This window comes from Clostridium sp. Marseille-Q7071 (assembly GCF_965112025.1).
Genome location: NZ_CBCOPR010000001.1, coordinates 484525 through 510556, shown reverse-complemented (window position 1 = coordinate 510556; position 26032 = coordinate 484525). Strand labels below are relative to the sequence as shown.

Sequence of the window (26032 nt, the reverse complement as noted above, 5' to 3'; positions counted from 1 at the left end):
ATATTTTAAAGAGGAAAAAGCAGTGACCATATTAAAGTATCTTTCAAAAAATAACTAATTAGTATATTTTGTATCATGTTTCGTCAACTAAATCTACTTATAGCGTCACTATTAGTGGGTTTGGTCTTCTTATCTTATACAAAATACCCCTCTAATCTTTCTTTAACCACTTTATTTTATAAGCTTAAATTAAAAAATTTATTATATACTATAACTATTTATATATTTTATAGATGAATAAAAATGCATTTAAAATAGAAAATAAGGTTATAAAGTTAATTTTAAATAGTATAATTAAGATTGGAGGCGTCAACTGTGATATCAAGTGAAATAAAGATGAGAGTTGCACAAAATTGCCATGGCTATCAAGGAAGAAGTACGTTTTCTATGATGAGTTTTGTAGAATCAAGTCAAAGTTGTAGTAATTGCAAAAATTATGTTAGAGGCCATTGTATCAAAAATTTATTTAATGGCATTTACGACAATATACGTATTAATTAATTGATATTTTATTAAGAACTTAAATATAGCATTATAAATATTAAAAAATTAAAAATATTTGCAATATAAAATAAATTATATTAAGTTACTATATTCATAACTTGATGAATATTCTGATAAATGGTAAAATAATATTGTTTTTAAGGTTAACTTAAAATTATAAATAAGGGGTTTATACCAATACGAATATGGAGGGTTTGTTATGCATAAAAGATTATTTATACCTGGTCCAGTAGATGTAGCGCCAGATGTACTGGAAAAAATGGCGACTCCTATGATAGGACATAGAAGCAAAGAGGCTTCAAGAGTTCAAAGAGCTATAAGCGACTATATGAGAGTGATATTTAATACTAAGGAAGAAATATTACTTTCAACAACTTCAGGTAGTGGGCTAATGGAAGGTGCTGTACGTTCATGTACTGCAAAAAGAGCTGCTATATTTTCAGTAGGAGCTTTCGGCAACAGATGGCATGATATGGCTGTTGCTAATGGTGTTCCAGCTGATAAATTTGAAGTTGAATGGGGTACTGCGACAACTCCAGAGCAAGTAGATGAAGTACTAGCTACTGGAAAATATGATTTAATAACAGTAACTCATAATGAGACTTCTACAGGTATCATGAATCCACTTGATGAAATAGCTAAAGTAGTTAAAAAATATCCAGATGTAGTATTTTGTTTAGATACAGTAAGCTCTGCAGCAGGAACTGAATTAAAGGTTGACGAATGGGGCGTGGATATTTGTATAACTTCAACTCAAAAAGCTATAGGACTTCCTCCAGGAATGTCAATGTGTACATTCTCTAAGAAGGCTATTGAAAGAGCTAAACAAGTTCCGAATAGAGGGATTTATTTAGATTTATTAGGATTGTATGAATATATACAAAAGAAAGATTATCAATATCCTTCAACTCCATCATTATCACATATGTTTGCATTAGAATATCAACTAGATAAAATTATAAATAAAGAGGGCTTAGAAAATAGATATAATAGACATATAGAAGGTGCTAAAATAGTTAGAGCATGGGCAGCAAAACATTTTGAAATATTACCACAAGAGCCATATATGTCAAATACATTAACTAATATTAAAAATACAAGAAATATTGATATAGCTGCTTTAAATAAAGCATTAGGAGAAAGAGGATATCAAATCTCTAATGGTTATGGAAAACTTAAGGACAAGACTTTTAGAATAGCACATATGGCAGAGACAAAGCCAGAAGAATTAGTAGAATTATTAAAAGTAATTGATGAAATATTAGGACTTAAATAACTTTAAATAGAAGATTAAGAATGAAAAATTGTTTGATTTTTCATTCTTAATTTACATTAGGCATTAAAAGAATAGTTGTTACTAATAAATCATTGAATACTTTTATTTCTATTATTAAAAATAATTATTAAAAAAATAGATAAATTGGGGGTATAATTATGATAAGAATATTGGTTACAGACGGTATGGAAGTCAGTGGTGTTGAAAGTTTAAAATCCAAAGGATTTGAAGTAGTAGAACAGTTCTATGAACCAGAAGATTTAGGAAATGCTCTTAAAGAATTTGATGTTGTAGTAGTAAGAAGTGCAACAAAAGTTAGACAGCCTATTATAGATAAGGCTGCTGAAGCTGGAAGATTAAAACTTATAATTCGTGGTGGCGTTGGTGTTGATAATATAGATGTGGCTTATGCTGAAGGAAAGGGAATAAAGGTTGCTAATACTCCAAATGCAAGTAGTGCATCAGTAGCAGAGTTAGCACTTGCTCATATGTTTGCTATTACAAGATTTGTAAACATATCTAATGTTTCTATGAGAGAAGGAAAATGGGACAAGAAAAAATATGAAGGAACTGAGATAAGTGGAAAAACTCTTGGTTTGATAGGTTTCGGAAGAATTGCTAAAGAATTAGCTAAAAGAGCAAATGCATTAGGAATGAGAGTTATATATACAAATAGAAGTGGTAAAGTCGAAGGATGCAATGAATTTGAATATGCTACTCTAGAAGAATTATTACCACAAGTAGATTATTTATCTTTACACATTCCATTTGCAAAAGATAAAGGTGCTACTATAAGTAAGGCTCAATTTGATATGATGAAAGATGGAGCATATTTAATTAATTGTGCTAGAGGTGGAGTTGTTGATGAAGCAGCATTAATAGAAGCTTTAAATAGTGGTAAAATAAAAGCAGCAGGAATAGATGTATTTGCGGAAGAACCAACTAAAAATACTGAGCTTGTAAATCACCCTAAGGTATCTGTTACACCACATATAGGTGCTTCAACTGTTGAAGCTCAAACAAGAATTGGAGAAGAAATAGTAAGTATTATTACTGAATTCTTTAAATAATATTCTAAAAATACAGAGGAGGACGAAAAATGGCTGTAGTAAGACCGTTTAAAGGGATAAGACCACAAAAAGAGTTGGTAGATAAAGTTGCTGCACTACCTTATGATGTTATGAACACTGAAGAAGCAAGAGAGATGGTAAAAGGAAACCCATACTCTTTCTTGCATGTTGATAAAGCTCAAATAGACCTAGAACCAAGTATAAATCAATATGATAAGATTGTTTATGAAAAGGCTAGAGAAAATCTTTATAACATGATAGATGAAAAAGTATATATAAGAGATAATGAATCTTGTATGTATATATATAGACAAATAATGGATGGAAGAGTTCAAACAGGTATAGTAGGATGCACTTCTATCGATGATTATATGAAAGATATAATCAAAAAACATGAGCATACAAGGGCAGAGAAAGAGCAAGATAGAATTAATCATGTTGATTATTGTAATGCAAATACAGGTCCAATATTTTTAACTTATAAGAATGTATCTGAAATTGATAAAATTGTTATAGAATGGACTAAAAAAGAGCCGGAATATAATTTTGTTTCAGAAGATGGAATAACTCATATTGTATGGGTTATAAATGATAAAAATACTGTAGGTAAATTAGAAAATTTATTTAAAGAAGTTAAATATTTATATATTGCTGACGGTCATCATAGAGCAGCATCAGCTGTTAAAGTTGGACAATTAAGAAGAGAGCAAAATCCACAATATACTAGAGAAGAGGAATTCAATTTCTTTTTATCTGTAATTTTCCCGGCGGAAGATTTATATGTTATGGATTATAATAGAGTTGTAAAAGATTTAAATGATCTTTCTACAGAGGAGTTTTTAAGCAAGGTATCTGAAAAGTTTGATATGGAGGCTTATAACTGTTGTAATCAATATAAACCAGAAGAAAAAGGTACTTTTGGAATGTACTTAGATAAAAAGTGGTATAAGTTAACTGCTAAAAAGGAGACTTTTGATGAGAAAGATCCAGTAGCAAGTTTAGATGTTTCAATATTACAAAATAATCTATTAAGGCCATTACTTGGTATAGAAGATCCAAGAACTAGTGATAGAATAGATTTTATTGGTGGAATAAGAGGACTTAAAGAACTTGAAAAAAGAGTTGATAATGGTATGAAAGTAGCATTCTCAATGTACCCTACAAGTATAGTTGAACTTATGAACATAGCTGATGCAGGAGAAGTTATGCCACCAAAATCAACTTGGTTTGAACCAAAACTAAGAAGTGGAATATTCGTTCACGAGCTAAAATAAATATATTTTATAAAAGACTCAAACATTTTGTATGAATGTTTGAGTCTTTTATGAGATATATTTTATTGAAATACTATTAATAATAATTCCAAAGAAAGCTAATTGTTATAGATAACTTATTAGATGAATTAGTAACTTAACATAATCTTAACGTAATTTAATAAAATAAACGTTGACATATATAATTGATAAGAATACAATAATAGTGAAAATTAAATATACCTCGGTAGGTGAGGTTACTACAAGGATACGGGTTGCTGCCGTGAAAGAGTGGAAACATTCTTAACTGGTTAGCAGGTTTTGCCGAACAAAGAAGGCTTAATCTAATGCAATTTCATTGCCTTGCAGAGCCAAAACTTGGACGAGAAAGTGTTGTTTATAATGCCTTCGTCATGTTTAAGTTTTGACGAGGTTTTTTTAATTTATTTTGAATTTTCAGGAGGTGGAAAGAATGGAGGCTGGCAGTAGTAGTACGGACAGTGGAGGTAACGATATATATTTAAAGAATAATGGACATTTAATGTCAAACTCTATTTTTTCTCACAGGAGTTTGATAAAACCTATCAAATATATCTTCTTAAAATATATGCATTTTTGTTAATCAAATTTATTATCTTCACTGTTTCTTTATTGAATATAATTCGTATATTTATTGGCCTCAAATTAAATACTATTTTAAAAAGGTTTAAAAAATATTTTTATTAACCTTTAGTTTTTTATTGTCTTTTTTAGAATTTGGAGGTGTGAATTATGATTAAAAAAAGAAATATGAATATAGAAAAGCGAGTAGAAAATTCTGTAAACAGACTTATTAGTTTTAGTAAGATGAATTTAGAAAAAATTTATAAAGAACTTAACACAGATATTAATGGACTATCTAACACAGATATAGAAGATAGAATTGAAGAATATGGACTAAATCAAATAGCATATGAAAGACCAACACCATGGTTTATAGAGTTAATTAAAGCTTTTATAAATCCATTTATCATAGTATTAGTAGTACTTGCCGTTGTATCCTTAATAACTGATATTATTCTTGCTGCACCAGAAGACAAAAGTTATATAACGGTAATAATCATTAGTATAATGGTAATCATTAGCGGATTATTAAAATTTTCTGAAGAATTTAAATCTAGTAAAGCAGCAGAAAAATTAAAGGCATTAGTAAAAACTACTACATTAGTTGATAGACAAGATATGGGAAAAAAAGAAATAGATATAGTAGAAATTGTTCCGGGAGATATAGTGTACCTTGCTGCAGGTGATATGATACCTGCTGATATAAGAATAATAGCAAGTAAAGACTTGTTTGTTAGTCAGTCATCACTTACTGGGGAATCAGAGCCTGTTGAAAAATATCCAAATTTAAAAGAAAAGGATAAGGATTTGGGAGTAACTGAACTTGATAATATTTGTTTATTAGGGACAAATATTATTAGTGGAAGTGCAACCGCTGTAGTAATTGCAACAGGAGATGATACTTACTTTGGTTCTATGGCATCTTCACTTTCAGGACCAAGAGTTAAAACAAGCTTTGAAAAAGGTGTAAATAGTGTAAGTGTATTACTTATAAAATTTATGCTTATAATGGTACCTATAGTATTTTTTATAAACGGAATAACCACAGGTAGATGGTTAGAAGCACTTCTTTTTGCAGTATCTATTGCAGTAGGACTTACACCTGAAATGCTTCCTATGATTGTAACTTCCAATCTTGCTAAGGGTGCTGTTTCAATGGCTAAGCGTAAAACTGTAGTAAAAAAACTAGATGCTATACAAAACTTTGGAGCTATGGATGTATTATGTACTGATAAAACAGGTACTCTTACTCTTGACAAGATAGTTGTAGAAAGACATTTAAATATTAATGGAGAAGAAGATATAAGAGTATTGAGACATGCTTATTTAAATAGTTTTTATCAAACTGGACTTCGTAATTTAATGGATGTTGCAATATTAGAACATGGAAAAGATCAAGGTTTTAATGAACTTGAAAAAAATTATATGAAAGTTGATGAGATCCCATTTGACTTTTCAAGAAGAAGAATGTCAGTGGTATTAAAAAATAAGGATGGAAAAAGACAACTTGTAACAAAGGGTGCCGTTGAAGAAATGCTTTCAATATGTACTTTTGCAGAATATAACGGAGAAGTAGTAGAACTTACAGAAAAAATAAAGAATAAAGTTCTTAATATGGTTACTAAATTAAATAATGAAGGTATGCGAGTTATTGCAGTTGCACAAAAAAATGATATTCCTGACGAAAACACATTCAGTATAAAGGATGAAAGCAATATGGTCCTTATGGGATATATAGGATTCTTGGATCCACCAAAGGAGTCAGCAGCAGAAGCAATAAAAGCATTAAAAGAAAATGGAGTAAATGTAAAAGTATTAACTGGTGATAATGATGCAGTAACGAAAAAGATATGTAAAGAAGTTGGTTTAATAGTAGATAATATACTTCTTGGCTCTGATATAGAAAAAATCAATGATGAGGAATTGTCAAAATTAGTAGATAACACTAATGTATTTGCTAAGCTTTCTCCACTTCAAAAGTCAAGAATTATTAAAGTATTACAGAATAAAGGGCATACTGTAGGATTTATGGGAGATGGCATCAATGATGCTGCAGCTCTTCGTCAGGCTGATGTAGGTATATCAGTAGATACTGCGGTAGATATAGCAAAGGAATCAGCAGATATAATTTTACTTGAAAAAAATCTAATGGTACTTGAAGAAGGGGTAATAGAAGGAAGAAGAGTTTTCGGAAATATAATAAAGTATATTAAAATGACTGCAAGCTCAAACTTTGGGAATGTATTTAGTGTATTAATTGCTAGTGCATTTTTACCATTCTTACCAATGCTTCCTATTCATCTTTTAGTACAAAACTTACTTTATGATATTTCTCAAATATCAATTCCATGGGATACTATGGATCAAGAATATTTGAAAAAGCCAAGGAAATGGAATGCAGATGATATTAGTAGGTTTATGATTTTTATAGGACCAATAAGTTCTATATTTGATATAATTACCTATTTAGTAATGTGGTTTGTATTTAAGGCAAATACTCCAGCAATGCAAGCATTATTCCAATCTGGTTGGTTTGTAGAAGGACTATTATCACAAACTTTAGTGGTTCATATGATTAGAACTAAGAAAATACCATTTATTCAAAGTAGAGCAACAGCTCCAGTTTTATTATTAACAGGTGTTATAGTTGTAGTAGGTATATTTATACCATTTACTTCTTTTGGGGCATCAATAGGACTTCAAGCATTACCATTATCCTATTTTCCATGGCTTATTGGAAATCTTTTATCCTATTGTATACTAACTCAAATAGTAAAAACTATGTATATTAAAAAATTTAATAGATGGTTATAATTAAAATAATTATATTAAAGAGCTCAAACATTCTATAATGAATGTTTGAGTTTTTTAGTAGCATATAGATACCTGTATATTACAATTAATAATATGAGAATCAAATATAAGAATATATTTGATTAATAACATTTCTCTTGATAATTCAATTGAAAAGAATTATTATTTAATATGTTTATAAGAAAAAAATAAAGGAGTGATTTTGTGGCTCAACATTCACTGTCAAGAACAGAGCTTTTAATTGGAAAAGCTTCATTAGATAAGTTAAAAGAAAGTAAAGTTGTAATATTTGGAATAGGTGGAGTTGGAAGCTTTACTACAGAAGCATTAGCAAGAAGCGGTGTAGGAACACTTATATTAATAGATGATGATGAAATATGTTTAACTAATATAAATAGACAGATACATGCAACCTATAAAACTATAGGAAAAAGCAAAGTAGAAACTATGAAAAATAGAGTTCTTGAAATAAATCCTAAATGTAATGTTATAACTCATCAAACCTTTGTAACTAAAGATAATATTCAAGAGATAATTACAGATGATGTAGATTATGTAGTAGATGCTATAGATACAGTATCATCTAAAATAGCTTTAATAGTTTATTGTGATGAAAAAAGCATACCAATATTAAGTTCTATGGGTACAGGTAATAAGCTAGATCCTACTCAATTTAAAATAGCAGATATATATGATACAAAGATATGCCCATTAGCCAAAGTAATGAGACATGAGCTTAGAAAAAGAGGAATTAAAAAAGCTAAAGTGCTATATTCTGAAGAGATGCCAAGAAAACCTAAAACAGAAGATGTTATAACTTGCAAAACAGGTTGTGTATGTACTGGTGGTTCTAAAAAATGTACTGCAAAACGACAAATACCAGGAAGCATATCGTTTGTACCACCAGTTGCGGGAATGATAATAGGTGGGGAAGTTATAAACGATTTAATAGAAGAAGTTCTTAGAATAGAAGACAGTAAGAAAGTATTAAAATTATAATTTGAAATATTTTACAAAATAACTAGTCAGTATGCTAGTTATTTTCTTTCCTATAGATAAATAGAAACACAGATTATAAAGTATAGTTAATCTGCATTTTGTTATGTATAAAATCTAATAAATATTTATTATGGTAAACAATTTATGCATAATGATATATTTTTGAATTTAATGTAATAAATATAGTTTTTTTAACATTTATATCAAATTAATTAGACGAAATAATACATTATTTGTATTATTTAATAAATAACAAATAGCTAGTAAAACTGGGGCTTTTAGAAAATAAAAACGTTTTAGTAGCAAGATGTTTATTTCAAACAAATTAAAACAGTACTTGAAAAAAATTGAAAAAATACCTTTTCTATAATAGAATTAAGGTATGGAAATATTTAAATGATTTTACATAATAATATTGTTATAGCTGAGGATGGAATTTTGAAAGATGGTATTAAAGCAATGTGGTTTTGGGATTTCGAATATATTAATAATAAATAATAACATTTTTACTAAGGTAATAAATATAAAAAATTTAAATTTTAGGTTTAAAAAAGGGTTAATAGTTTTTCTTTAATAGAAACTTTAATTTTGATATATTTGTATAATATAAAATAAATAAAAAAATTATAACTTAGATATCTCTTAAAAGAATTTATTTCTGTGGAGTTATCTTTTAATTGATGAGGTGGGTTTTTCATATAATATTAAAATTGTAAATCTACAATTGATTTAAAGCAAGAAAATACATTAAAGATATATTTGTTAAATAATATTTTAGGGTAGATTTTAGGGTAGATTTTAGGGTATGTATTATATATTCAACAAGAAAAAAGTATAAAATAAAGGGTTTAACTTTAAAGGAGGTTTTTTAGCTAATAGATATATAATAGCATAAATTTCATATTGTAACTTAGATTTGTTGTTAAACTAGAGCAAGCCTCATCAGAATCTTATAGTGTAACTTTTCATAATTATAAAGATAAAGCGTATATGGGATATAAATTTAAGGAATTAGTAGTTGAAAGGCTTAGGGGTTAATAAGCTCTGCTAATTAAAAGGGGATAAGCAAATGGAGATACTTAAGGAGTTTATAGTTAGCTTTATTGAAGGAATTTGTATGCTAATATTATGGAGGAAACTAGGACTAAGAAATTATTTGCTTAAGAACACTCTCATAATAGCTATAGGAACATTAGTTATGTCACTAATTAACTTTAATATATATGTTGAAGTGATTTTAAGCCAATTAGTTATACTGCTTTTAATTTCATATGTCCATAAAAAGAATATTATTAAAACATGTATAGAATTCTTAATAGTTTTATCCTTAAATATAATACTTCAATTAATAGGTGTAAGTATTTTTAAATTTTTAATTGGAACTTATAATAATACCTATGGCTATAATTTAATAATTCAGTTAAGCATTTTTGTGTTTACATATATAATATGCAACGTTGTTTTTAAGAATAAAATCTACTACATAGAAAATATAGATAAAAAAGCAGTAGGTTTTTTTGTAATCAACTTATTAAGCTATATATTAATTTTAAAAATAATATGGAATTTTGATGAAAATATAATTTTAAAAAATATGGTTAAAATAATTTTTCTTATATCATCAATATTCATATTTAATATATTAATGTATTCTTATGTTACTAAAATTGAAAAACAAAAGAATAATGCTAAGGCACAAGAACAATATAATAATATATTAAAAAGTCTAACAGAAGAGATAAGACAACGGCAGCATGACTTTAGGAATCATTTAAATATTATTAATGGATTAGCACAGGTCAGTGATGAGAGAGAAGTTAAAGATAAGATAAAAGCTTATATAGGAAAATTAAGTAATTCTATGATGGATATAGAAAAAATAATATACATAGATAATACTATAATTAGAGCAATTATATATAGTAAATTTCAAGAGGCAAAAAAGAAAAACATTGGATTTTCCTATTGCATAACAAGTTCACTAGACAATATGCCATTAGAAGATTTTCAGATGTCAGAGATACTGAGTAATTTAATTGATAATGCTTTTGAAGCAGTTGTAAATCAAGAGGATCAATTAATAGAAGTAGAGATATACGAAGAAGAAGATAGCAGTATAATTGAAGTTAGAAATAGTGGAATAACAGTACAACCTGAAAATGTAGACAAAATATTTGAAAGAGGTTTCTCTACTAAAGGCGGAAAAGGGCGAGGATATGGCCTTTATAATGTAAGAAGAATTGTAGAGAGTACAGGTGGAAATGCTCAGATATATCTAGAGGATAATTATACTGTTTTTAAATTAATAATAAAGAATAAAAAAGCATGATAAAAATCATGCTTTTTTCTACCATTCATTTAAAAAGTTATACAATGCAGGGTATACATTAAGATTTGATAATAGCGTCATATATTCGTCCATTGCCTTAGGATTCTCTTCTCTTTTCTTTATAGCTCTTATCATTAAATTTTTAGGAGTTTCTAATGGAGATATATATTCTACTACAGAAACATCATAACCTTTTGCTTCGAGCATTAAACTTCTCATTCCATCAGTTAATATATCTGCCATTCTTGCTTTAAATACTCCATGTTTTAATATAGATTTAAAGGGCTCAAAACTATATTGGTCTAACATTTCTCTATGACAGCATGGAACTGCTATTATTATATCTGAATCTACCTTTATTCCTAATGCTAAGGCCATATCTGTTGCAGTATCACAAGCATGAAGAGATATAACTACATGAATTTTTTTATCTGGTGTATAGTTTTTTATATCTATAGCATGAAACTCCATATTTCTATATCCTAAGTTTTGTGACATTTTTTTAGAACTTTCAATAACCCCTTCAGAATAGTCCAAACCTATAAAATGACATTTTCTTTTTTTTACTTCTGTTAAATAGTAGTTAAGTACAAAAGATAAATAAGATTTACCACAACCGCAATCTAATATATTTATAGTAGTATTTTTAGGCAAATCATCTAATATACCCTCTAAAAGCTCTACATAGTGATCTATTTGATTATATTTTCTTATTTTATCATTCTTAATTTTACCTTCTTTACTCATTATTCCAATTTCTTTAAGAAGTGAATCAGCTTTTCCTACTTTTATATAATAATCTCTATTTAATATTGTAGAAGTATTGCCTTGGAAATTTAAACCTTTTTTATTAGAAATATTAGGTGTAGAAAGGGTCTCTTCATCTTCTACATCCACAGTTTTCATAGTTACATTTTTATTATCAGCAGTTATTAAAATAACTTCTCCTCGTTCGCTATAGGTCAAAGATATAGAGTCATAATTTTCAGCTTGTTTTATCACTTCATTAAATAGTTCAGATATAGTTAAAGCTTTTGTTATTCCATTAAAGTTATAATTTAATTTATCATCTTCAAAATTTGCTATACCTTTAAAGTCTTTTAAACCAGCAGCATAATTAATTGTTATATGTTTGAAAATTGCCTTATTTTCCTCAAATCTATTTTCTAATCCCATTAAAAAGAGTTTTAATTTATTAATATTAGCCTTATTCATGTTATCAAACCTCTCGCTTATTTTTATTATAAGTATATCAAAATCCTTTATTTTCTAAAAGAATAAAGTATATTATAGATGTACCACTTTTAAGTTTAATCTATACATTCATAGAATTGTGTTATTAAATTATTTAAGTTTACATTAATATAAAATTGAGAATTGACGATTGATAATGGACGATTATGGTGAATTCTCAGCAAAGCATGAGAATTTTTAAACTGATTAATTTACAAAGCTAATTGAATTTACTTTCATATGCTAATAAAAATAATAAGCTTTTATTAGAAAATAGTTAAAAATCTATGTTTTTTAAGTGAATTTTAAAGAATTTAATTTGTAAGAATTAATTTCAACCACAATTGTGCATTATTTTAAGCTTGAATTAAAATATTAATGGCGTAGATATTAGTTATACATTGACCTTTTATGTAGTTTATCTATATATATTTTATCCAATATTAAATTTTAAAAATATAATGTTACAAATCTATTGAAGTATTCAATAAGTAATAATTATACTATATAATTATTATTTGAAGGGGAAGATTTATTTGAAAAAAAGAAATAGCTTGATGATATTAATTTTTATGTTTATAATCATGATTTTAATAGCTATATCAGATAATATAAAGGGTGTTTTAATTCATACATTCAAAGAAGATTTTTCAATAGATAATTCCAGCATAGGATATATGATTACAATTGGATACATAGGATATATTTCTTTTACATATATAGATGGATTACTTTGCGAAAAAATAGGTCAGAAAAAAGTATTCTTATTAGGGTTGGGGATATGTACTATTACTTTATTTTTATTTTCACAGATATCAAGTTATATTATGCTCCTAATATGTATGTTTTTATTAAATGTTGGGATATCTCTACTTAGCATTAGTATTAATACCCTTGTACCTATTGTCGCCATGAGTTTTCAAGCAATAATAATTAGTGCTACTCATTTTTGTTATGGATTGGGTTCAACGGTAGGACAATATACAACCGGTAGCTTATTAGAAAATGGAGTAAACTAGAGAAGCATTTATCTAGTTATAGCTATACTTTTCTCACTTGCTTTTATAGTATTTATATTCGTTAAAGCACCACATGCACATATAAAGAAAGGAAATAATAAAGTAAATCTATTGTGGATTTTTAAAAATAAGATGGTTTATTTTTATGTACTTGCGTTAGGTTTTTATTGTTTTGCAGAGAGTGGTACATCAAATTGGTTAGTAAATTTTATACAAGAAAGCTTTAGCTATAAACAAAGCTCTACATATTTATCAATATTTTTTACTACACTTACTGTAGGAAGATTATTAGGTGGTTTTGTGGTAGAAAAAAGGGGATACTTAATTTCAGTAATGATGTCTTTATTTATAGGACTTATTTTATATGTATCAAGGATAATAATAGGTAGTAATATCATAGTTTTAGTTTATATATCAGGGTTATTTTTTTCTATAGCTTATCCTACTGTAGTTATTACTATAAGTAAGACTTTTAAGGACGATGCAATATATATTACAGGGGTTATAATTACTGCAGAAAGCATTATAAATATGGTATTAAATAATATTATAGCTAAACTTAATGATTTAATTAATTCAAATTTAGCTTTTTATATAATACCTATGAGTTTACTAATATCTATAATCTTTGTGTCATTAATTTATAAAGATACTAAAAAAACTTTAGCTTAAGGTAGGGATTTTATAATGAATAAAGGAAAATGGGTTAGTTTAAATTTAGCAAATGGAAGTAGAAGAGATTACATAATAAGGGATAGTTTAGGTATAACTATAGGAAGAATATATATAATAGAAATAGATAGTGACAACAGAAGTTGTTTGTTTAGGCTGAAGTTTTATAAAAGTAAAGAGGAAAGTTATGATTATTTAAAAGATACTATTACTCTTATTTTAAATATATTATTTAAGAATAACAAAGTAAATAAGGTTAATGTACTTTGTGGAGAAGATATTAACTTAAATGCCTTTACTAGTTTAGGATTTGATCTTGAGGGAATTATATCAGACAATATAATACATAAATCAAAGTTAGAGCATGAACTTTTATTTGGTATAAATAAAAATAGTTATGAAAGAAACTATATAGAAAAAGAATTAATTTTACATGGGAAAAACATATACTTAAAGATCTTAACTCCAGAAGATTCAGAGGAAATATTAAATTATTATGTTAAAAACAGGGAATATCTTACCCCTTTTGAACCTTTAAGAGATGAAAATTTTTATACTTTAGAAGAGCAATCTACAAGTTTAATTGAAAGTTATAAACAATTTATAAAGGGTCAAGCTGTACATTTTGGAATTTATAAAGAAGGAAAGTTCATAGGTAGAATTAAGATAAATAATATTGTTATGGGTGTGTTTAGAAATGCATTTATTGGATACTCTATAGATGAGAATGAGCAAGGAAAAGGATACATGAAAGAAGCGGTAAAACTTGCAATAGATTATGCTTATGAAGAATTAGAGCTTCATAGAATAGAGGCTAGTACAATGGTATCTAATGAAAAATCGCAAAGAGTATTGAAAAGCTGTGGATTTCAGGAATTAGGTATTAGCAAAGAATATTTATATATAAATGGTAAATGGCAAGATCATGTTGTGTTTTATAGAAACATAAAATAATGAGTATTGGGTTTACTTTTGTAGAGTATAGTAGTATTATAAATATGGTGATGATATAATTCACTAGAAACTTAATAAATCTTGTTAGGTGAGGTTACTGTATGAAAATATGCCACTGCCCAGAAATGTCCAGAGACACCAATGGGTTAGCAGATACTATCGAATTAAGGTTTTATCTAATGTGGCTGAGAATTTCTCTACGTCTTACAGAGCTAAAACTCAACGAGTTGAGGGTGCTTTACATTAATGCATTTTATTGGAGCTTTTAATTTGAGTGTTCTAATCTCTTTACTCGTGGAGTAAAGAGATTTTTAATTTTGATTTTGGAGGTGGCTGTCATGGAAGATGGCGGGAGTTATAGTATTTTGAAAAAATTAATATTCACTGCTATTCATGTAGCCACAAAGAAGATGAATAGCAGTGCCTAATAGGAGGTATTGCATATGGAATTCAAAAAAGTATTAGATTTGATTAAAGCAAGCAAATTTGTTGATGCAAGAAACTTATTAATTGAGGAAAAATCAGTAGATATTGCTCAATTTTTAGAAGAAGTAGATAGAGACAAAATGCTAATTATATTTAGGATTTTACCAAAAGACATAGCTACTGAAGTATTTTCTTATATGTCTACAGAAGATGTACAATATATTATAGAAGCTATAACAGATGATGAGCTTAGCCATATAGTTGATAAATTATTTTTAGACGATACTGTAGATATACTAGAAGAATTACCTGCAAATGTTGTTAAAAAGGTTCTTAAAAACACTAAAGAAGGTAAAAGAAGATTAATTAACACCTTTTTAAATTACCCAGATAATTCTGCAGGTAGCATAATGACTATAGAGTATGTAAGACTTAGAAAAGAAATGACAGTAAAGGAAGCTGTTGATCATATTAAAAGAACAGGGTTAAACAAGGAAACAATAGATACTTGCTATGTAACTAATGAAAAGAGAAAATTAGAAGGTGTATTATCTATTAGAGATTTAATATTAAATGATGATAATGAAATCATTAAAAATATAATGGATGATAATGTTATTTGCGCTCATACATTAGATGACCAAGAAGCAGTAGCGGATTTATTTAAAAAATATGACTTTTTAGCAATGCCAGTAGTAGATAATGAGAATAGATTAGTAGGTATTATAACTATAGATGATATAGTAGATATTATAGAACAAGAAAACACAGAGGATTTTCAAAAGATGGCTGCGATGGGGCCTTCAGAAGAAGAATATCTAAAAACTAGTGTATTTAATTTAGCTAAGAATAGAATAGTATGGCTGTTAGTTCTTATGATATCAGCTACATTTACAGGAAATATAATTAAAAGATATGATGAAGTATTACAATCAGTGGTTATACTAGCAGCATTTATACCAATGCTAATGGATACAGGTGGAAATGCAGGATCACAAGCTTCAACTCTTGTTATAAGGGGATTAGCTTTAGGTGAAATTGAATTAAGTGATGTATTTAAAGTGTTATGGAAAGAGCTAAGAGTTAGTGTTGTTGTTGGTATTGCACTATCAGGAGTAAACTTTTTAAGAGTATATTTTTTAGAAAAAGTAGAATTATATGTAGCAATAACAGTATGTGTGACTTTATTTTTTACAGTAGTAATAGCAAAAGTAGTAGGATGCGTTCTTCCTATAGCTGCTAAAAAGTTAAAACTAGACCCAGCTATAATGGCTAGTCCATTAATAACTACTATTGTGGATGCTTTAGCGTTAATAATATACTTTGGAATGGCAGCGATGTTTTTAGGAATATAGAAAAAGGATTGGTTAGATAAACCAATCCTTTTTTCTATACATGTAAATTTGTTATAAACTTTATAATACTTCTTTAACTACATTTCGTATAGCAATCATCTATTCTATTAAACTTTACTTCTCATTTATTTATTTTCTTATCAGTAGTAATATTATTATAATTTCAAGAAATTATAATAATCGTTTTATATCAATGATAAACTAAGTATGAAATTGAATTTAAAGTTTTACTTTAAAATTTAAGTTTTAATTACATGTGTTTTATTATGGATTTTTATAAGATAAAATGATAAAGAAGGAATAAGTAAAATAAAACTACCCCAGGTGTATCATTATAAAAAAAAACTAGAAATATAAAGAAAAATAGAGAATGTCAAATTTAATAGCGAATTATAAGATATAAAGCATAAATGTGCAGTATACTTTATGATAGTATATTCCTTGTCGCTACGACACAGACTCGGTGGTGACAAGCTGTTCAATTAACTTTTTAAATTAAATTAAAAAAGTTGTTGACAAGCAAAAAAATAAGTGATAAACTGATTAAGCAGTCGAAAAACGACGGTAAAAATTACTAATAATTTGGTCTTTGAAAATTAAACAGAGAAATAGGTAAAACCAGTTAATTCATTGAGTTTCGAAAGAAACTTAGAAATGACTATTATAGTCAGCAAACTTTACTTGAGCAATCAAGATACAAACTTTTAAATTGAGAGTTTGATCCTGGCTCAGGACGAACGCTGGCGGCGTGCCTAACACATGCAAGTCGAGCGATGAAGCTCCTTCGGGAGTGGATTAGCGGCGGACGGGTGAGTAACACGTGGGTAACCTGCCTCATAGAGGGGAATAGCCTCCCGAAAGGGAGATTAATACCGCATAACGTATGAAGGTCGCATGACTTTTATACCAAAGGAGCAATCCGCTATGAGATGGACCCGCGGCGCATTAGCTAGTTGGTGAGGTAACAGCTCACCAAGGCGACGATGCGTAGCCGACCTGAGAGGGTGATCGGCCACATTGGAACTGAGACACGGTCCAGACTCCTACGGGAGGCAGCAGTGGGGAATATTGCGCAATGGGGGAAACCCTGACGCAGCAACGCCGCGTGAATGAAGAAGGCCTTAGGGTTGTAAAGTTCTGTCATATGGGAAGATAATGACGGTACCATATGAGGAAGCCACGGCTAACTACGTGCCAGCAGCCGCGGTAATACGTAGGTGGCAAGCGTTGTCCGGATTTACTGGGCGTAAAGGATGCGTAGGCGGACATTTAAGTCAGATGTGAAATACCCGAGCTCAACTTGGGTGCTGCATTTGAAACTGGGTGTCTAGAGTGCAGGAGAGGAAAGCGGAATTCCTAGTGTAGCGGTGAAATGCGTAGAGATTAGGAAGAACACCAGTGGCGAAGGCGGCTTTCTGGACTGTAACTGACGCTGAGGCATGAAAGCGTGGGGAGCAAACAGGATTAGATACCCTGGTAGTCCACGCCGTAAACGATGAATACTAGGTGTAGGAGGTATCGACCCCTTCTGTGCCGCAGTTAACACAATAAGTATTCCGCCTGGGGAGTACGATCGCAAGATTAAAACTCAAAGGAATTGACGGGGGCCCGCACAAGCAGCGGAGCATGTGGTTTAATTCGAAGCAACGCGAAGAACCTTACCTAGACTTGACATCCCCTGAATTACCTGTAATGAGGGAAGCCCTTCGGGGCAGGGAGACAGGTGGTGCATGGTTGTCGTCAGCTCGTGTCGTGAGATGTTGGGTTAAGTCCCGCAACGAGCGCAACCCTTATCATTAGTTGCTACCATTAAGTTGAGCACTCTAGTGAGACTGCCCGGGTTAACCGGGAGGAAGGTGGGGATGACGTCAAATCATCATGCCCCTTATGTCTAGGGCTACACACGTGCTACAATGGTTGGTACAACAAGATGCAAGACCGCGAGGTGGAGCTAAACTTAAAAAACCAATCCCAGTTCGGATTGTAGGCTGAAACTCGCCTACATGAAGCCGGAGTTGCTAGTAATCGCGAATCAGCATGTCGCGGTGAATACGTTCCCGGGCCTTGTACACACCGCCCGTCACACCATGAGAGCTGGTAACACCCGAAGTCCGTGAGGTAACCGTAAGGAGCCAGCGGCCGAAGGTGGGATTAGTGATTGGGGTGAAGTCGTAACAAGGTAGCCGTAGGAGAACCTGCGGCTGGATCACCTCCTTTCTAGGGAGTCGACGTAGTTGGTAACTCTTCTACGAACACTGGTACTATACTCTGTTTAATTTTGAGCGACCAAGGTCCTACGGGACAAAGGAAAAGCTCAATTGTTCTTTGAAAATTGCACAGTGAAAATATTTGTTTAAATATCCTTTTAAATTAAAAGATAAATAAACAATTTCGTCAAGACAAACAAAAATAAATTTAAAAACTAAAGTTTTTGAATTCTATTTATGCGAATTTGTATAAGACATTTTTTTATAAAGTGATTAAGATTACTTTATAAAAAGCAATAGAAACGAGTAGTACAAGGAAACGAAGGAACGAGGAGCAGAGTTTACTGATGTAAATGAGCACCGCAGTGACTGAAGTTGACGAAGTAATACGAAGTTTATATTGATTTTTAGATAGGTCAAGCTACAAAGGGCGCAGGGTGAATGCCTTGGCACTAGGAGCCGAAGAAGGACGTGATAAGCTACGATAAGCTTTGGGTAGACGCAAATAGTCTGTGATCCAAAGATTTCCGAATGGGGGAACCCACATGGCTACGCCATGTACTATATGCTGAATACATAGGTATATAGAGGTAAACCCGGGGAACTGAAACATCTAAGTACCCGGAGGAAGAGAAAGAAAAATCGATTTCCTAAGTAGCGGCGAGCGAAAGGGAAAGAGCCCAAACCTAAGCCTTTGGCTTGGGGGTTGTGGACAGAACATAAATTTGCTGTATCTTTAGTTGAAGATAGCTGGAAAGCTACTCCGTAGAAGGTAATAGGCCTGTAAGCGAAAGAGATAAGGCAACAGTTCTGATCCAGAGTACCACGAGACACGTGAAACCTTGTGGGAAGCAGGGAGGACCACCTCCCAAGGCTAAATACTACCTAGTGACCGATAGTGAAGAAGTACCGTGAGGGAAAGGTGAAAAGAACCCCGGGAGGGGAGTGAAATAGAACCTGAAACCCTGTGCCTACAACCGATCGAAGCACTTTATATGTGTGACGATGTGCTTTTTGTAGAACGAGCCAACGAGTTACGATATGTAGCGAGGTTAAGTACTTAAGGTACGGAGCCGAAGGGAAACCGAGTCTGAATAGGGCGCAAAGTTGCATGTCGTAGACCCGAAACCGGGTGACCTATCCATGGCCAGGTTGAAGCGAGAGTAAAATCTCGTGGAGGACCGAACCACGTTGGTGTTGAAAAACCATGGGATGAGCTGTGGATAGCGGAGAAATTCCAATCGAACTCGGAGATAGCTGGTTCTCCTCGAAATAGCTTTAGGGCTAGCGTCGATTAATTAAGTAATGGAGGTAGAGCACTGAATAGGCTAGGGGGCATATCGCTTACCGAACCTTATCAAACTCCGAATGCCATATACTTGTATTTCGGCAGTCAGACTGCGAATGATAAGATCCGTAGTCAAAAGGGAAACAGCCCAGACCATCAGCTAAGGTCCCAAAGTGTAAGTTAAGTGGTAAAGGATGTGGGATTTCTAAGACAACTAGGATGTTGGCTTAGAAGCAGCCACTCATTCAAAGAGTGCGTAATAGCTCACTAGTCAAGAGATCCTGCGCCGAAGATGTCCGGGGCTAAAACTTACCACCGAAGCTATGGGTGTACACTATGTGTACGCGGTAGAGGAGCTTTCTGCATTGGCTGAAGTCGTACCGAAAGGAGCGGTGGACGATGCAGAAGTGAGAATGTTGGCATAAGTAGCGAGAGACAGGTGAGAATCCTGTCGGTCGAAAACCTAAGGTTTCCTGAGGAAGGCTCGTCCGCTCAGGGTTAGTCGGGACCTAAGCCGAGGCCGAAAGGCGTAGGTGATGGACAACAGGTTGATATTCCTGTACCACTAGCAGACGTTATTACAAATGGGGTGACGCAGGAGGATAAGATGTGCTAGCTATTGGATGCTAGTCTAAGCGTTTAGGTATGTAGGATAGGCAAATCCACCTACATTAGCTGAGGCGTGATGGGGAAGCCCTTTAAGGGTGAAGTATCTGATTCCACGCTGCCAAGAAAAGCCTCTATGGAGGAAGTTAGTGCCCGTACCGCAAACCGACACAGGTAGGTGAGGAGAGAATCCTAAGACCATCGGAAGAATTGCTGTTAAGGAACTCGGCAAATTGACCCCGTAACTTCGGGAGAAGGGGTGCCTACGCAAGTAGGCCGCAGAGAATAGGCCCAAGCAACTGTTTAGCAAAAACACAGGTCTCTGCTAAAGCGAAAGCTGATGTATAGGGGCTGACGCCTGCCCGGTGCTGGAAGGTTAAGGGGATTGCTTAGTGCAAACGAAGGCATGAACTTAAGCCCCAGTAAACGGCGGCCGTAACTATAACGGTCCTAAGGTAGCGAAATTCCTTGTCGGGTAAGTTCCGACCCGCACGAATGGCGTAATGATTTGGGCACTGTCTCAACAGCAAATCCGGCGAAATTGTAGTGCAAGTGAAGATGCTTGCTACCCGCGATTGGACGGAAAGACCCCGTAGAGCTTTACTGCAATTTAGCATTGAGTTTCGGTACTATCTGTACAGGATAGGTGGGAGACTTGGAAGCAAGGGCGTCAGCCTTTGTGGAGTCATCCTTGGGATACCACCCTGATAGTACTGGAATTCTAACCGGAGGCCTTGAATCAGGTCACGGGACATTGTTAGGTGGGCAGTTTGACTGGGGCGGTCGCCTCCAAAAAAGTAACGGAGGCGCCCAAAGGTTCCCTCAGAACGGTCGGAAATCGTTCGAAGAGTGCAAAGGCAGAAGGGAGCCTGACTGCGACACAGACAAGTGGAGCAGGGACGAAAGTCGGGCTTAGTGATCCGGTGGTTCCTCGTGGGAGGGCCATCGCTCAACGGATAAAAGCTACCTCGGGGATAACAGGCTGATCTCCCCCAAGAGTCCACATCGACGGGGAGGTTTGGCACCTCGATGTCGGCTCGTCGCATCCTGGGGCTGAAGTAGGTCCCAAGGGTTGGGCTGTTCGCCCATTAAAGCGGCACGCGAGCTGGGTTCAGAACGTCGTGAGACAGTTCGGTCCCTATCCGTCGCGGGCGTAGGAAATTTGAAGGGAGCTGTCCTTAGTACGAGAGGACCGGGATGGACAGACCTCTGGTGCACCAGTTGTCACGCCAGTGGCACAGCTGGGTAGCTATGTCTGGAAGGGATAAACGCTGAAAGCATCTAAGCGTGAAGCCCCCCCTAAGATGAGATTTCCCATAACATAAGTTAGTAAGACTCCTGGAAGAACACCAGGTTGATAGGTGAGAGGTGTAAGCATGGCAACATGTTCAGCTGACTCATACTAATAAGTCGAGGGCTTGACCTAATTAATTTCACTGTGCAATTTTCAGAGAATAAAATCTTTCTCTAAAAATTAATAGAAGCAAACAGAACAAGGAAGTGAAGGAACGAAGAGCGGAGTTTACTAAAGTAAATGAGCACTGGAGTGACTGAAACTGACGCAGTAATGTGAAGCTTATATGAAATTTTCAAAAAATTAATAGAAACGAGCAGTATAAGGAAGTGAAGGAGCAAGGAGTGGAGTTTACTAAAGTAAATGAACGCCGCAGCGACTGAAACTGACGAAATAATGCGAAGTTTATAGGAATTTTTTATCTGGTGATGATGGTCCTAAGGGTAACACCCCTTTCCATTCCGAACAGGCAGGTTAAGCCTTAGGACGCCGAGAGTACTGCACGGGAGACTGTGTGGGAGGGTAGGTTGTTGCCAGGTAGTGTTAGCTAAGAAAACTTAGCTAACAATATGGTTCACTAGCTCAGTCGGTAGAGCACATGACTTTTAATCATGGTGTCCGGGGTTCGATCCCCCGGTGAGCCACCAAAGCTTAGTACAAAGTACTAAGCTTTTTTTAGTTTTATGAAAAAATAAGAATTAAGAGTTCCTTTTGATATATTTTATATCATACTAAATTACTGAAATTTATATATAGTATTACTATATATGAAGTACATATCTTCGTTTAACTCAAATTTCAGATTGCTAAGATAAGTAAATTTGAGAGATAGACATCAATAACCTTTCATTCTTAACTTTTAAATTAGTAAAAAAACCTGATAATTAGTAGTAAATTTCCATATTTAGAAGTTTATGCTTTAAAGTAAATAAAATGAAATATGAAATAATTAAAGTTTGTAATTTTACATCATAATTTGTCGAAATGTCTTTTAAATCTATAAAGATATATTTATAATAATAAGTATTAACATATATAAATACAAGTTTATAAATTATATTTATGTAGATTACTTTTATTTATAATAAAATTTAGAGACTATATGTATTTTTATGTATAATGCTTTAAAATAGTATTAAAAATTTTCTGCAAAATTTGATAAAAAGATTTATATTTTATTAAAGTAGATATTTTATCATAATATCTCAATATGTGGCGAATACAACGCATACATGTATATAATTGCTATAGAATATAAATATGGAAAATTTAATACATACTATTTAATAGGATAAAGAAGAAGGGAGATTTTATGTTAGCATTAGTTTTAAGTGATGTATTTAATAATGATTTTATACAAGCTATAGTTAAAAATCCGTTATATGTTACATGGAGAAAGATTGCTATTGCTGTTGGAGTATTTGTATTAATACTATTTTTAAGAAATATATTTGCTAAGTATGTGATGAAAGCATTAATGAAAGTTTTATCTAAAGCTGGAATTAAAGGTGCCTTAAAAATAGTAAAAGCTTTTGAAAGACCATTAAGAAACTTCTTTTTAATATTAGGTTTTTATATAGTAGCTATGGCTTTTAAGGATATGCTTTATTTAAGTCCTAAAATAATACAAAGAATATTTGATAGCTCAGTTATTATATTGATAGCTCAAGGATTAATGAATTTAACAGATGATTCATCATTAATATTTGATAAAATGGAAAATTATGATGTTAAAGTAGATAAAATATTATATCCTTTTATATCAAAAACATTAAAACTTATAGTTATAGCTTTAGCAATATATATGATTGCCGAAAAATGGGAATATAATCTAAAAGCATTTATTACAGGATTAGGATTAGGGGGATTAGCATTTGCTTTAGCGTCAAAAGATGCTGCTTCTAATATTATTGCAGGAATTATAATAATATTAGACAAACCTTTTTCAATTGGAGACTGGATTCAGTGTAAAGGACTAGAAGGTTCTATTGAAGATATTTCATTTAGAAGTACTAAGATTAGAACTGTTGATGAGGCATTAATTACAGTACCTAATTCAATTTTAGCCAATGATTCAATATTTAATTTTAATAGAAGAGATAAAAGAAGAATTAAATTTATTTTAGGAGTAACCTATAATACTCCTAGAGAAAAAATACAAACCTGTATTGATAAAATAAAGAAGATGTTAGAATTACATGAAAGTGTTGATAATGACGGTATCTTAGTTACTTTTGATAATTTTAACATAAATAGTTTAGATATATCTATTTGTTATTACACTAGTAAGGCAGGACTTAAGGATTATTTAACTATTAAAGAAGAGATTAATTTTAAAATAATGGAGATACTGGAGGAAGAAAAAGTTTCAGTAGCTTTTCCTACGAGAAGTATATATATAGAAAATTCTCAAGAATAATATAATTTATTAGTATTAGAGTAAATAATAATTAATTATAATTAATTATTATGAAATAAGGTGAGTTTATGAAAAAAATATTAACAACTATAATTATAACACTAATTTTTCTATGTTTAGGTGGGGCATTTATTTACTCATCAATTGAAGAATTTATTATAATGGGTGGATTTCCTGGCGATTTAATATCAAAAGTTGCTATGATTTTTATGCTAATATTTGGTATAATTTTAGTTTTAGCACTTGTATATAATATGATTGAGAGAATTAAGGAAATTAAACGAGGTGATGAAGATGATATTAGTAAATACTGATTATATTAGTGGAAAAGAAATAGAGACAATATCTATGGTAAAAGGATCAGTTGTATGGTCTAAAAACGTAGGAAAAGACATATTAAGCGGACTTAAAACTTTAGTAGGTGGAGAGATAGTAGCCTATTCTGAAATGATGAATGAAGCTAGAGCAATAGCAACAAAGAGAATGGTGGAAGAAGCTGAAAGCTTAGGAGCTGATGGAATTATTAATATAAGGTATGCTACAAGTTCAATAATGAATGGAACTTCTGAAGTTATTTGTTATGGTACAGCAGTTAAATTTAATTAAAAAAGTAAAACCCTAATATTGGGGTTTTACTTTTTTAATTATAAAAGTTTTTATTTAATATTGTATATTACATATGAATTATAGATAAATTATTACTTTTAATTTTAAATAAATATATATAATTTTACTATGATAAAGGATTAGAAAAACCCTTTCCTTGAACTTCAGCAGTATCTATAATTGATACAAATGCAGAGCTATCAACTGATTTTATAATATGTTTAGTTTTAGGAAGCTGTCCTAAGGAGACTATACAATAAAGTACATTTCTCTTATCATGAGTATAAGCGCCTTCACCATACAATACAGTAACCCCCCTACCTAATTCCTCCATGATAGCTTTTGTAACTTCTTTTTGCTTTTGAGTAATTATAAAAATCATTTTTTGACTATTAAAGCCTTTAATAACTTTCTCCATAATAAAAGCAGTTGTATACATAGAGATAAGAGTATATAATCCAACATTAAAACCAAATAATAAACTTCCAATTGATACTATTATAAGGTTTATGCCAAAACTTACAGAACCTAAGTTTATACCAAATTTCTTTTTCATATATACGCCTATTATATCTAATCCACCAGTTGAACCATGATTAGTAAATACTATTCCAAGACCAAGGCCGTTTAAAACTCCACCATAAATACAATATAATAATAGATTTGATTCCGATACAGGTAATAATACAATATTTAAAGGCTGAGATATTATTAACCCTAAAGAAAGAGATAAAGTACCAAAGGCTGTTAAAACAGTAAACTTTTTATTTATTTTACGAGAACTTAAAATAAATAGTGGAATATTTAATATCAATATAGTGTACCCCATAGGGATTTTAGCTATGTACTGAAGTATTAAAGCTATACCAGAAAGTCCACCACTCAATAGGTTAGAAGGTATAATAAATAGGTTTATACCAACAGCACATATAAAGCTACCTAACACTATCATAATGCAGAATTTAATAAGTTCCGATTTACTTATTCCTAAGTCTAATTTCATAAATAAAACCTCCTAACTAAAATTATTAAATAAATAATATGCTTAATTTAATTACTTTATCACAATTAAAAGATAATAAAAAGACTTTAAATAAAAATTTAA

General features: G+C 31.4%; 14 protein-coding genes, 1 tRNA gene, 3 rRNA genes, 1 pseudogene and 2 riboswitches. Of the genes and pseudogenes, 17 read left to right on the top strand and 2 right to left on the bottom strand.

What is annotated here, in order from left to right; translation table 11 throughout:
- Nucleotides 1-315 precede the first annotated feature (315 nt).
- The 7 genes from ACWPW7_RS02285 to ACWPW7_RS02255 all read left to right on the top strand — a co-directional run bounded on the left by ACWPW7_RS02285 (nt 316) and on the right by ACWPW7_RS02255 (nt 10848).
- Nucleotides 316-501, top strand: coding sequence for a hypothetical protein (locus tag ACWPW7_RS02285; protein WP_454052210.1), 186 nt, complete (start codon nt 316-318; stop codon nt 499-501).
- A gap of 202 nt (nt 502-703) precedes the next feature.
- The gene (locus ACWPW7_RS02280) at nt 704-1780 is read left to right on the top strand and encodes a pyridoxal-phosphate-dependent aminotransferase family protein (RefSeq protein ID WP_454052209.1); all 1077 of its coding nucleotides are present in this window, start codon (nt 704-706) and stop codon (nt 1778-1780) included.
- Nucleotides 1781-1938: 158 nt separating this feature from the next.
- Complete coding sequence (locus tag ACWPW7_RS02275) at nt 1939-2850, top strand: D-2-hydroxyacid dehydrogenase (protein WP_454052208.1); 912 nt, start codon at nt 1939-1941, stop codon at nt 2848-2850.
- 29 nt (nt 2851-2879) lie between these two features.
- Nucleotides 2880-4124, top strand: coding sequence for a DUF1015 domain-containing protein (locus tag ACWPW7_RS02270; protein ID WP_454052207.1), 1245 nt, complete (start codon nt 2880-2882; stop codon nt 4122-4124).
- A 215-nt stretch (nt 4125-4339) separates the two neighbouring features.
- A riboswitch (M-box (ykoK) riboswitch) is annotated at nt 4340-4500 on the top strand.
- A gap of 374 nt (nt 4501-4874) precedes the next feature.
- The gene (gene mgtA, locus ACWPW7_RS02265) at nt 4875-7520 is read left to right on the top strand and encodes a magnesium-translocating P-type ATPase (RefSeq protein WP_454052206.1); all 2646 of its coding nucleotides are present in this window, start codon (nt 4875-4877) and stop codon (nt 7518-7520) included.
- Between the two features lie 204 nt (nt 7521-7724).
- A complete protein-coding gene (locus ACWPW7_RS02260) occupies nt 7725-8519 on the top strand; it encodes a tRNA threonylcarbamoyladenosine dehydratase (protein WP_291560105.1) in 795 nt (264 codons plus the stop codon).
- Nucleotides 8520-9588: 1069 nt separating this feature from the next.
- On the top strand, nt 9589-10848 hold the full coding sequence (locus tag ACWPW7_RS02255; protein ID WP_454052205.1) for a sensor histidine kinase: 1260 nt from the start codon (nt 9589-9591) through the stop codon (nt 10846-10848).
- 18 nt (nt 10849-10866) lie between these two features.
- Here the strand turns inward: ACWPW7_RS02255 and ACWPW7_RS02250 are convergent, their stop codons facing one another.
- The gene (locus ACWPW7_RS02250; protein ID WP_454052204.1) at nt 10867-12063 is read right to left on the bottom strand and encodes a class I SAM-dependent methyltransferase; all 1197 of its coding nucleotides are present in this window, start codon (nt 12061-12063) and stop codon (nt 10867-10869) included.
- Between the two features lie 536 nt (nt 12064-12599).
- On the opposite strand from ACWPW7_RS02250, the pseudogene ACWPW7_RS02245 reads away from it, so the two are divergent.
- From ACWPW7_RS02245 to ACWPW7_RS02200, 10 genes and pseudogenes are all read left to right on the top strand, one after another.
- Nucleotides 12600-13772: pseudogene (locus ACWPW7_RS02245) on the top strand (MFS transporter).
- Between the two features lie 15 nt (nt 13773-13787).
- Nucleotides 13788-14726, top strand: a complete 939-nt coding sequence (locus ACWPW7_RS02240) for a GNAT family N-acetyltransferase (protein ID WP_454052203.1) — start codon at nt 13788-13790, stop codon at nt 14724-14726.
- 73 nt (nt 14727-14799) lie between these two features.
- Nucleotides 14800-14965, top strand: a riboswitch (M-box (ykoK) riboswitch).
- Nucleotides 14966-15169: 204 nt separating this feature from the next.
- Nucleotides 15170-16507 (top strand): magnesium transporter, encoded by a 1338-nt coding sequence (gene mgtE / locus ACWPW7_RS02235; RefSeq protein ID WP_454052202.1) that lies wholly within the window; start codon nt 15170-15172, stop codon nt 16505-16507.
- Between the two features lie 705 nt (nt 16508-17212).
- A 16S ribosomal RNA gene (locus ACWPW7_RS02230) occupies nt 17213-18724 on the top strand.
- A gap of 404 nt (nt 18725-19128) precedes the next feature.
- Nucleotides 19129-22034, top strand: a 23S ribosomal RNA gene (locus ACWPW7_RS02225).
- Nucleotides 22035-22323: 289 nt separating this feature from the next.
- A 5S ribosomal RNA gene (gene rrf, locus ACWPW7_RS02220) occupies nt 22324-22441 on the top strand.
- Together the 16S, 23S and 5S rRNA genes with 1 tRNA gene alongside form the textbook arrangement of a ribosomal RNA operon.
- A 32-nt stretch (nt 22442-22473) precedes the next feature.
- Nucleotides 22474-22549: transfer RNA gene (locus ACWPW7_RS02215), tRNA-Lys, on the top strand.
- Between the two features lie 665 nt (nt 22550-23214).
- Complete coding sequence (locus ACWPW7_RS02210) at nt 23215-24321, top strand: mechanosensitive ion channel family protein (protein ID WP_454052201.1); 1107 nt, start codon at nt 23215-23217, stop codon at nt 24319-24321.
- 68 nt (nt 24322-24389) lie between these two features.
- Nucleotides 24390-24635: a hypothetical protein gene (locus ACWPW7_RS02205; protein ID WP_454052200.1), complete on the top strand. Its 246-nt coding sequence runs from the start codon at nt 24390-24392 to the stop codon at nt 24633-24635.
- The gene (locus tag ACWPW7_RS02200; protein WP_291567603.1) at nt 24616-24927 is read left to right on the top strand and encodes a YbjQ family protein; all 312 of its coding nucleotides are present in this window, start codon (nt 24616-24618) and stop codon (nt 24925-24927) included. Before ACWPW7_RS02205 ends, ACWPW7_RS02200 begins: the two co-directional genes overlap by 20 nt.
- Nucleotides 24928-25054: 127 nt before the next feature.
- Here ACWPW7_RS02200 and ACWPW7_RS02195 read toward each other — a convergent pair whose 3' ends face one another.
- Nucleotides 25055-25930: a YitT family protein gene (locus ACWPW7_RS02195; protein WP_454052199.1), complete on the bottom strand. Its 876-nt coding sequence runs from the start codon at nt 25928-25930 to the stop codon at nt 25055-25057.
- Between the last annotated feature and the right edge of the window lie 102 nt (nt 25931-26032).

What these genes read in the sequence shown, in the direction of transcription:
- ACWPW7_RS02280 (WP_454052209.1), top strand. Translation starts at nt 704, where the DNA reads ATGCATAAAAGATTATTTATACCTGGTCCAGTAGATGTAGCGCCAGAT.
- ACWPW7_RS02275 (WP_454052208.1), top strand. Translation starts at nt 1,939, where the DNA reads ATGATAAGAATATTGGTTACAGACGGTATGGAAGTCAGTGGTGTTGAA.
- ACWPW7_RS02270 (WP_454052207.1), top strand. Translation starts at nt 2,880, where the DNA reads ATGGCTGTAGTAAGACCGTTTAAAGGGATAAGACCACAAAAAGAGTTG.
- mgtA (WP_454052206.1), top strand. Translation starts at nt 4,875, where the DNA reads ATGATTAAAAAAAGAAATATGAATATAGAAAAGCGAGTAGAAAATTCT.
- ACWPW7_RS02255 (WP_454052205.1), top strand. Translation starts at nt 9,589, where the DNA reads ATGGAGATACTTAAGGAGTTTATAGTTAGCTTTATTGAAGGAATTTGT.
- ACWPW7_RS02250 (WP_454052204.1), bottom strand. Translation starts at nt 12,063, where the DNA reads ATGAATAAGGCTAATATTAATAAATTAAAACTCTTTTTAATGGGATTA.
- ACWPW7_RS02240 (WP_454052203.1), top strand. Translation starts at nt 13,788, where the DNA reads ATGAATAAAGGAAAATGGGTTAGTTTAAATTTAGCAAATGGAAGTAGA.
- mgtE (WP_454052202.1), top strand. Translation starts at nt 15,170, where the DNA reads ATGGAATTCAAAAAAGTATTAGATTTGATTAAAGCAAGCAAATTTGTT.
- ACWPW7_RS02210 (WP_454052201.1), top strand. Translation starts at nt 23,215, where the DNA reads ATGTTAGCATTAGTTTTAAGTGATGTATTTAATAATGATTTTATACAA.
- ACWPW7_RS02205 (WP_454052200.1), top strand. Translation starts at nt 24,390, where the DNA reads ATGAAAAAAATATTAACAACTATAATTATAACACTAATTTTTCTATGT.
- ACWPW7_RS02200 (WP_291567603.1), top strand. Translation starts at nt 24,616, where the DNA reads ATGATATTAGTAAATACTGATTATATTAGTGGAAAAGAAATAGAGACA.
- ACWPW7_RS02195 (WP_454052199.1), bottom strand. Translation starts at nt 25,930, where the DNA reads ATGAAATTAGACTTAGGAATAAGTAAATCGGAACTTATTAAATTCTGC.